Raw genomic sequence first — 8,827 nt, forward strand, 5'->3', positions numbered from 1 at the left:
TTTTCGAGGCTGCGGACAAGCGTGTCGCCTGGGAGATCGTCAGCGGGTTGAATGTGCGCATCAACCAGCTGCGTTCGATGACGATCGCCTCGGCAAACCGTCGCGAGCCGGCGATCGCCGAGATGAACGCGATTATGGATGCGATCCGGGCGCGTAAGCCGCAGGAGGCGGAAGCCGCGGCACGGCGCCACGTCGAATCCGCCTGGAAGATCGCCCGGGACAAACTGCGCCTTGACCCTCTCTAAAGCGCGTCGTGCCGGAACGGATTCAGGCGACGCGCTTTCGCCCAAATCCCGCCATGCCGAATTCCGGTTTATCCTATTGGGGACCTACCTACGAGAAGACGGTCAGGCGAGCTCCGCCACAGCTCTTATCCGACGGTAAATGAAGGGTTCGCCCGCCGCATTGTCTGCCGCGGCGCGCCGCGTTTCGTCGGCGAGCATGCCCACCCGGGCATGGATCGGCGATTTGATGCAGACCGGATCCGTTGCGGCGGCATCGCCGGCAATCGCCATCGCTTGACATCTGCAGCCGCCCCAATCGATCTCGCGCCGCTCGCAGCTTCGGCACGGCTCCAGCATCCATTCGGTACCGCGAAAGGCATTGAATGCCGGTGAATCGGTCCAGATCTCGGCCAGCGAGCGCTCTCCGAAACGCTCGAAGCGGAGCGAAGGAATGGTCTGCGCGGCATGGCAGGGCAGCACCGTGCCGTCGGGCGTCACGATGAAGGCGTCGCGCGCCCAGCCGCCCATGCACGGCTTGGGATAGACGGCGAAATGATCCGGCGGGACGAAATCGATGTTGATGACGCCGGCAAGCCGTTCTTGCGCCGCCGCGACGATCTCCGCTTGCCGCTCGACCGCGGCGCGTTCGGGCATCAGCGCATTGCGATTGGCCAGCGCCCAGCCGGCATACTGCACATTGGCGATCTCGAGCCGTTCGGCGTCCAGCGAAAGAGCCAGGTCGATGAATTCCGGCACTTCCTCGATGTTGTGGCGATGGATCGGCGCATTGATGGTGAGCGGCAACCCGGCCGCGCGGGCGCGGCGTGCCGTCTCCAGCTTCTTTTCGTGGCTGCCGCTGTGGTTGCCGATACGGTCGGTCGTCGCCGGGCGGGCGCCCTGGAAGCTCAGCTGCAGGTGGTCGAGCCCGGCTTCGGCAAAGGCCGCGATCCGGCCCTCGGCAATGTTGATGCCGGCGGTGATGAGGTTGGTGTAGACACCGCGCGCCGAAAGCCCGGCGATCAATTGCTCGAGATCGCGGCGCAGCGTCGGCTCGCCGCCGGACAGATGCACCTGCAGAACGCCGAGATCGGCGGCCTGCGAGAAAAGATCGAGCCAGGTCTGGGTGTCGAGCTCACGATTGGCCTTGAGCAATTCGAGCGGATTGGAGCAATAAGGGCACTGCAGCCGGCAGCGATGCGTCAGTTCCGCCAGCATGCCGATCGGAGGCAGAAGCGGCTCGCTCATAGCTTCACCAGCAGCTTGTCCGACCATCCCTGCAGGAAGGCGATGACATCGGCCGCTACGGCCTCCTGTTCAGCATCGTAATCGGCCGCAAGACCAGCGATGATGTAGCCGACCGCGGACCGCCCGTCGCAGCGGCGCAATATGTCGAGACTGATATCGTTCGGCCAGAATACCTTTTCCGGCGAAAGCACGGCGAAGGCCTGCCGCACGGGGTCGTACTGAATACGCACGTGCCTCGGCAGCGATGGCATTGATTGCAAGGAGACGATGGCTCTCTCGCGCAGCGCCATCATCGGGTTGCCTCCGGCTGGAAGGCGCCCGGAGGGACGTTTCCCGGCGCGCCATAGGCATGTTGAAGTGCATCGAGCATCGCCCACAATATATCGCATTTGAACACCAGCGCATCGATCGCCCGCTGCTGGCGCTCGGCCGTGTCGGCGTGGCTCAGCACATAGGCGAGGGCGAAGTCGGCGTCGCGCGATGCCTGTTCCGGCCGCCGGCTGAAATAGGCCAGCGTGTCGTCGGTGATGTAGTCGTAGTTGGCCAGCATCGCCGGCACTCGCTCGCCGATGATGATCGGCGAGAACATCTCGGTCAGCGACGATGCCACCGCCTCGAGCAGCGTGCGGTTCGTGCAGAAGGAAAGGTAGGCGCCGACGGCGAAGCGGGTCGCCGGCAGCGCCAGCCTTTCGCTCTTGACGGCTTCGGCATCGAGCCCGAGCGAGGTCGCCAGATGCAGCCAGCGCGCGATGCCGCCGCTCCAGCCGTCCTCGCCGTCGTGATCCTCGATGCGTTTGCGCCAGGCGGCGCGAAACGCCGGATCCTCGGCATGCGCCAGGATCATGGCGTCCTTGCGCGGAATGACGGCCTGGTAGCAGTAGCGGTTCAATGCCCAGGCCTGCATTTCGGCCTTCGTCAGCACGCCACTGGTCATCCTGTGATGAAAGGGATGGCGGTTGTGATAACGCTCGGCGCCGACCTGCCGCAGCACGGCCTCGAGCTCGCTCTTGGACAGACCATGTCGCGCCGCGTCGTGGAAGTCGCTCAAAGTTCGATCTCCATTCCGTCGCTCCCGATTTCCCAGCCAGCCGCTCTGACCGCCGCGTGTTCGGCGGAACTCTCGTCGAGAACAGGATTGGTATTGTTGATGTGGATGAAGACGCGGCGGCCGGTCCTCACATCGGCCAAGGCGGCGATCGAACCCGCTTCTCCAGACATTGCGATGTGCCCCATGCGCGCACCGGTCTTCTGGCCGACGCCGGCGATGATCATCTCGTCGTCTGTATAGACAGTGCCGTCGAACAGAAGGCAGGCGGCGTCCGCCAGACGCGTGCGCAGGGCGGCATCGATGCCCGCGCAGCCGGGAATGTAAAAGAAAGCAGCGCGACTTCCAGCCCCGCTGATACGCACGCCGATCGTGGCGCCCGTGTCGGAGCTGAAATCGGCGCTTGGATCGCCTCTTTGCTCGAGATAGAGCGCGATCTTGCCGGGCACGGGAAAGGCGTCGACGACCACGCCGGTCTGCTGGCCGTCCGCGTTGCAGATCGCCACTTGCTCCGTTGGCGCCAGAAGGCGGCGCGGCACGATCGCCGGATCGAGAACGTTGAAGATCGAATTCGCCGCCAGCGTCGCCAGCACCTGTGCCGTTGCATAGATTGCGAAGGGCTGCCGCTCCCGCAGGCTGAGAGGCCGGCGACATGGTCGACGTCGCCATTCGTCAGCACGACCGCGCGGATGGGCGTCGAGCGCAGCGGCGCATCGGCCGCGGGCTGCAGTTCGGGCGTTTGCGCAATCTGCCGGCCAATGTCGGGCGACGCGTTGAACAGAACCCAGCCTGTCCCGTCAGCCGATACGGCAATGGACGACTGGGTCCGCGAATGCACGCCAGCCATGCCGCTCCGAGCCGAGCGGCTCAGGCGATAGTTGCAGTTCCATTGCGGAAAGCCGCCTCCCGCCGCCGATCCTATGATCTTCACGCGCATGGCGATGCCTGCTCTGCGGCCCATTTGACCGGCGCCAAATTCTCGGTGGCAAACGGCTTCGCGCCCGCGCTTCCCGCGGCAGCCCCCGTCTCGACGACCTCAAGCGGCAAGGGGATGCATGCCCCCACAGCCAGGGACACGCAGCTCTGCGGCCTACTTCCTGGGAGGCGTTTCAGCAGGCAGATACCGCGAAATCTCGAAGCCCGCGGCAACCTGGCACATCGTCGGTTTCTTCCAGCTCTTCTTCTTCATTGCATTCTCCTCTTTAGCCAGCCCGAAGGGACCGGCCCTCATTGGCGCCATTGCGGGCAATGCAATGGCTCATCCATCACCTCACAAACGGACAAATGAAACGCTGGGTTCTCAAACAGCCAAAACCCAGGATCAAAACACAACTGCCTAGCTCAGGGATGAGTTCCTTAGCTTCGTGTCTCTCCCGTTCGATCAAGCTCACCCCGGCGACCAGTTGCGGCACCTTGCGCTGCATGCAGGGCCCAGTCCGGATCGGTGTTCGCGGCCGTGGCGCCGGCGTGGGGCATGAGCATGACAGCCGCAACCAGGCTGCGAACCAGGCGCATCCGTTCCATCAACCGTTTCCTCCCGCGCCTTGTTTGCGGGTTATCAGTCCGCGCGAAGGGTCATAAGCGATGATGGCCCCCCCGAGAAACAGCAGCGTGCAGCCGGCGACGACGCCCAGCGACACCCAATCGATCTGCCCGTAGAAGGCGAAGCGGATCAACTCGACGGCATAGGTAAAGGGGTTGGCGAGGCAGAGCTTGTAAAGCAGCGGGCTCGCTTCCTGGATGCGCCACAAAGGATAGAGCGCCGGCGACGCGAAATAGCCGGGAAAGATCACGAAGTTCATGATCCCGGCAAAATTCTCGAGCTGCCTGATCATCGAGGACAGGAGCATGCCGAGCGCGCAAAGCATCATCCCCGACAGGAACAGGGCCGGCAGCACGAATAGGTAACCGAGCGGCGGCGCCTTGACGCCCCAGAACCAGGCAACGATCAGAAAGGCATAAACCTGCGCGATCGACACGGAGACGCCGGCGAGCATCTTCGACACCAGCAGATACCAGCGGGGAAATGGGCTGACCAGCAGGATGCGCATATTGCCCATCTCACGGTCGTAGACCATCGACAGCGAAGACTGCATGCCCGAGAACAGCAGGATCATGCCGCACAAGCCCGGCGTGATGTAGACCTCGTAGAGCACGTAGGTCTTGTAGGGCGGGATGATCGAGACACCGAGCACCTGCCGGAACCCGGCGGCAAAAATGAACAGCCAGACGAGCGGTCGCACCAGCGACGAGATGAAGCGCTCGCGCTGGTGCAGGAAGCGCAGCCCTTCCCGCACGACGACGCCTTTGAGGCAGATGAGGTAGTGACGAAAGCCGAACGCGTCGGACTTCACCGGGGTGACGGCGGCGACCTTTTCCGGCATTGCGGGAGTGCTCATGGCGAGATCTCCGCCTGGCCGGCTGCTTCGCCGCGGCTGAGTTTGGAAAAGGCGTCGCGGATCGACGCGGCACCACTCGCTTTGACCACTTCGGCCACTTTGCCCTTGGCGACCAGGTCACCTTGCCGCAGCACGACGACATGGTCGCCATCTTCAACCTCGTCGATCAGGTGGGTGGCCCAAAGCACGCCGATGCCCTCGGTTTCGACCAGCTTGCGGATCGTGGCAAGAATGCCCGCGCGCGACTGGATGTCGAGACCCACCGTCGCCTCGTCGAGCAGCAGCAGGGACGGGCGATGGAGCAGCGCCCGGGCGATCTCGATGCGCCGCATCTGGCCGCCGGAAAGGCCGCGAGCCTTGTCATGCTGACGGCCTTGCATGTCGACTGTCTCGATCAGCGCTGCAATGCGCTGTCGGGCTTCGTGCCGTCCGATGCCGTGCAGCGAGGCGTGATAGGAGAGGTTCTGGTATACGCTCAGGTCGAGGTCGAGCGTGCGTGCCTGGAACACGATGCCGACCCGCCTGAGCGCCTCGCCGGACGCACGGCGGACGTCATGGCCGAAGATGCGGATCGATCCCTGGCGCGTGTCGTAGAGGTGGCTGATCAGCGAGAACAGGGTCGTCTTGCCGGCGCCGTTGAGACCGAGAAGGGCGGTGAAAGTCGCCGGCGCGATCGAGAACGAGACGTCGTTGAGCGCCCGCTTCGGGCCATAGGAATGGCTGACGCCGGCGACATCGAGTGCCGCCGCTCCGGTCCCCGTTTTCGCCGTCCTCGCATGCTGCATGGATGCTCCTTCAGATGCTATCTAGCGCGCTCGACGTCTTTGGCCCGGCTTCATGGCCTTAATCTTTAGCCTGCTTTTCTACTTGGGCGATATGACCACGCCCCACGGCTGCTGACCCACAGCGACCGACTGAACCGGCTCCTCGGTCGCCGTATCGATGAAAGTGATGTCGTTGGAATTGCCGTTCGTTGTGATCAGTGTCTTCTGATCGGGGGTGAAGTCCAGATGCCAGACGCGCTGTCCGACGAGGATGTATTTTTCCACCTCGTAGGTTTCGGTGTTGATCACTGCGACATGGTTCGCCGGGCCGAGCGCGATATAGGCCTTCTTCCCGTTAGCGCTGATGGCGATGCCGACCGGCTGGATGGTTTCGGCTCGCAGTCCGGGAATCGCGAACTTGATCCTCTTCACGACCTGGCGCTTGGCGTTGTCGATGACGCTGACGGTGCCGCCGATCTCGGCACTGACCCAGGCCTGCGAGCCGTCGGGCTTGAACGCGGCGAAGCGCGGGCGCGTGTCGACCAGCACGTTGTCGGTTACCTCATGGCTCTCGGTGTCGATGAAATGCGCCATGCTGGTGGTCTCCGAGGTGTTGACCAGGGTCTTGCCGTCGGGGCTGACGGCCATGCCTTCGGGTTCCACGCCGACCGGGATCTCGGACGTGACTTGCTTGCTGTCGAGGTCGATCGCGGTGACCAGATTGTCGTTTTCGTTGGCGACGTAGAGCGTCTTGCCGTCGGGCGAAAGGACGAACAATTCGGGATCGTCGCCGGAGGGCAGCGTGCCGACGACCTGCAGCGTCGTGGTATCGATGATTTGGATCGTATTGTCGTCGCTGGCGCACAAATAGATGAACTTGCCGTCGTGCGAGATTGTGATGCCGCGCGGCCTCTGGCCGACGTCGACGGTCTTGACCACCTGCATCGTCGCCGTGTCGACGACGGTGATCGTATTGTCCTTCTCGTTTGAGACGTAGGCCGTGTAGGCCGATGCCGGGCCGGCCATGACGCCGGTTGCGAGAATGGCGAGTACGCAAGCTCGGCTCTGCACGAATTCCTCCCGATCGGCGCTACCTGAGAACGCATTTCGTTTCCGGCTGATCGATGCCGAGGGCGTCGAGTTCGGAGACTTGGTGGAGATAGCCCTCCTGGGGAGATGTCGAGACGACCGATTTGGCATCGCCAAGCAGGATCGGCTGGCGAAGCTGGAGGTTCCATTTGCGGAAGGTCAGCTTCTGTCCCTTGAAGGCGGCGACCGAGAAGTCGTCCGAGCGGATGTAATCGCTGATCTTTTTCGGATCGTCACCATTGGTGCGCGTGGTGGCTTCGCCGACGGCCCGCACGGCCGTCCAGGCCGACATGTCCTTGGACAGCATTCGCCGGCCTGCCGTCTTCAAGAAGCGATTTTGCATTTGAATGCCGCCCCACTGTTCACTCGCGGGATGCCATGACGACGCCACAAGACCGGCCGTGCCTGCGACGAGCCGCGGCATCCAGCTGCGGTAGGGCACGTAGGTCCCGAACACCTCGCTTTCATCGGCCACAAGCAGCACGTCATGCTCCGGCAGGTCTTGCGTGAATACCGAAATCTGTTGCTGTATCTGCGTCGCCCCGGTGTCAGTGCGGCGCGCCGTCCCGGTATCCTTGAATTCTTTCTCCGCGACGATCTGTCCGCCGAAGCGGGCTGCCGCGCGGCGCAACGCGTCGGCATAGAGGCGGTCCTCATCATGCGAGCCGTAGAGCAGCACCCAGTTCGGCCATTTCTTCACCATCAGATACTGCGCCAGAGCGTCGGCGAGCATGCTTCGCGTCGGCGCGATGTGGAAGACGTTTATTCGGCAGTCCTCCTCGCGCAGTCTGTCGTCGGTGGCGCCCACGTTGAAGATCAGCACGCCCTTGTCGCGGGCGATGTCGGCGATCGACAGCAGCTGCTTGGCCGAGAGGTCCGCGAGGACATAGCGTTCGCCTTTGGCAATCAACGCGTTGAATGCCTGAACCGCGTCGGCTTCCGGTTTTATCTCGGTGACATCGAGGCTGAATTTCTGCTTGATGAACTTGCCCGTGGTGTTGTTGTCGCCAATGGCGACGTTGGCGCCGGCGACACCTTCGTCACGCGGCGGGGCGTCCAGCAGGGAAAGCGTCAGGCGCGGCGCGTAGGCCCGTAAATAGCCTATCTTGATTTCGGTTATCTTCTCGTCCGGCTTGATCGCTCCGGCCGGCTGCACGGTCGGTTGCTGGGCGAACGCACGTGGAGCAGCAGCGGTCAGGGCCAGAAAGCACAAAAGGGCCGCCAAGGTGCCCGACACCGCGCTTGTCATCGACGAATTACCGTTCTTGCGCCTAAGTCCGATCGTTTGCCGGACCAGCGCGAAGTCAAGGTGCCCCAAGGCGAACTTAGAGAGCCGGCGGGATTTATCAACCTCGTGAGCAGGACGTCTCCGGCTCTGCTTGCGACGGATCGCGGTCCTCAGGGCAGCTGGCCGCGCGAAGGTCCGAAGCGGCCCGGACGTATCTCAGGGAAGAGGACGCGGGCTGCTTCGACTGAACCATTTGTCTTTCGTCGCCCCCCGCACCGGCACCGGTTCACGCAGGGTTGCGCTCGGGAACCATGGCGCTCCTGAAGCAAACTTGCGATTTGACGCCCTCAGCTTGACCTTGCGGCGAGGCCTATCCTCTGATTCCCTGATCTTGGCGGGACCATCTGATTCGTTTGCTAGTTGCTCTGGCGCAGCCACTGCGTCCCGTAGAGAGATCACAATGACCGCCAAGCCGGAAATCCTGGAGATGAGACCTAAGATCACCGTTGTCGGGGTCGGTGGCGCTGGCGGAAACGCCGTCAACAACATGATCGCTGAAGGCCTGCAGGGGGTCGAGTTCGTCGTCGCCAATACCGACGCCCAGGCGCTCACCATGTCAAAGTCGCCGCGGCTGATCCAGTTGGGCGCGCATGTGACCGAGGGCTTGGGCGCCGGATCTCTCCCCCACGTCGGCAGCGCGGCCGCTGAGGAATCCATCGACGAGATCATGGATCATCTGGCGGGAACGCACATGTGTTTTATCACGGCGGGCATGGGAGGCGGCACCGGGACTGGCGCCGCGCCCGTCATTGCGCGTGCGGCGCCAGTCCCGG

Annotated in this window: 8 protein-coding genes and 2 pseudogenes; 2 read left to right on the forward strand and 8 right to left on the reverse strand. The window is 63.3% G+C overall.

The annotated features are described in order from the left end of the window. The coding region (locus EOA60_RS09165; protein ID WP_128311266.1) for an FCD domain-containing protein at nt 1-245 on the forward strand (245 nt) is incomplete at its 5' end. A gap of 102 nt (nt 246-347) precedes the next feature. Here EOA60_RS09165 and pqqE read toward each other — a convergent pair. The 8 genes and pseudogenes from pqqE to EOA60_RS09210 all read right to left on the reverse strand — a co-directional run bounded on the left by pqqE (nt 348) and on the right by EOA60_RS09210 (nt 8,015). Continuing rightward, nucleotides 348-1,469 carry a pyrroloquinoline quinone biosynthesis protein PqqE gene (gene pqqE, locus EOA60_RS09170; RefSeq protein WP_095826029.1) on the reverse strand — a complete coding sequence of 374 codons (1,122 nt, stop codon included), beginning with the start codon at nt 1,467-1,469 and terminating at the stop codon, nt 348-350. Beyond that, complete coding sequence (gene pqqD, locus EOA60_RS09175) at nt 1,466-1,762, reverse strand: pyrroloquinoline quinone biosynthesis peptide chaperone PqqD (RefSeq protein WP_095826028.1); 297 nt, start codon at nt 1,760-1,762, stop codon at nt 1,466-1,468. Before pqqD ends, pqqE begins: the two co-directional genes overlap by 4 nt. After that, nucleotides 1,759-2,517 carry a pyrroloquinoline-quinone synthase PqqC gene (pqqC, locus tag EOA60_RS09180; RefSeq protein ID WP_127334817.1) on the reverse strand — a complete coding sequence of 253 codons (759 nt, stop codon included), beginning with the start codon at nt 2,515-2,517 and terminating at the stop codon, nt 1,759-1,761. The genes pqqD and pqqC overlap by 4 nt, the downstream gene beginning before the upstream one ends. After that, nucleotides 2,514-3,451 (reverse strand): annotated as a pseudogene (gene pqqB / locus EOA60_RS09185) (pyrroloquinoline quinone biosynthesis protein PqqB). The gene pqqC and the pseudogene pqqB overlap by 4 nt, the downstream one beginning before the upstream one ends. Before the next feature lie 586 nt (nt 3,452-4,037). Continuing rightward, nucleotides 4,038-4,898: an ABC transporter permease gene (locus EOA60_RS09195; RefSeq protein WP_164748155.1), complete on the reverse strand. Its 861-nt coding sequence runs from the start codon at nt 4,896-4,898 to the stop codon at nt 4,038-4,040. 11 nt (nt 4,899-4,909) lie between these two features. Continuing rightward, nucleotides 4,910-5,698 (reverse strand): ATP-binding cassette domain-containing protein, encoded by a 789-nt coding sequence (locus EOA60_RS09200; RefSeq protein ID WP_095826025.1) that lies wholly within the window; start codon nt 5,696-5,698, stop codon nt 4,910-4,912. Nucleotides 5,699-5,776: 78 nt separating this feature from the next. Further along, nucleotides 5,777-6,748, reverse strand: coding sequence for a YVTN family beta-propeller repeat protein (locus tag EOA60_RS09205; protein ID WP_095826024.1), 972 nt, complete (start codon nt 6,746-6,748; stop codon nt 5,777-5,779). A gap of 19 nt (nt 6,749-6,767) precedes the next feature. Beyond that, nucleotides 6,768-8,015: an ABC transporter substrate-binding protein gene (locus EOA60_RS09210; protein WP_127334816.1), complete on the reverse strand. Its 1,248-nt coding sequence runs from the start codon at nt 8,013-8,015 to the stop codon at nt 6,768-6,770. A 439-nt stretch (nt 8,016-8,454) separates the two neighbouring features. Here EOA60_RS09210 and EOA60_RS09215 point away from each other — a divergent pair. Continuing rightward, nucleotides 8,455-8,827, forward strand: a pseudogene (locus tag EOA60_RS09215) (cell division protein FtsZ); the annotation flags it as partial.

Origin of the sequence: Mesorhizobium sp. M1A.F.Ca.IN.020.06.1.1 (assembly GCF_004023265.1) — a bacterium.
Taxonomy (GTDB): domain Bacteria; phylum Pseudomonadota; class Alphaproteobacteria; order Rhizobiales; family Rhizobiaceae; genus Mesorhizobium.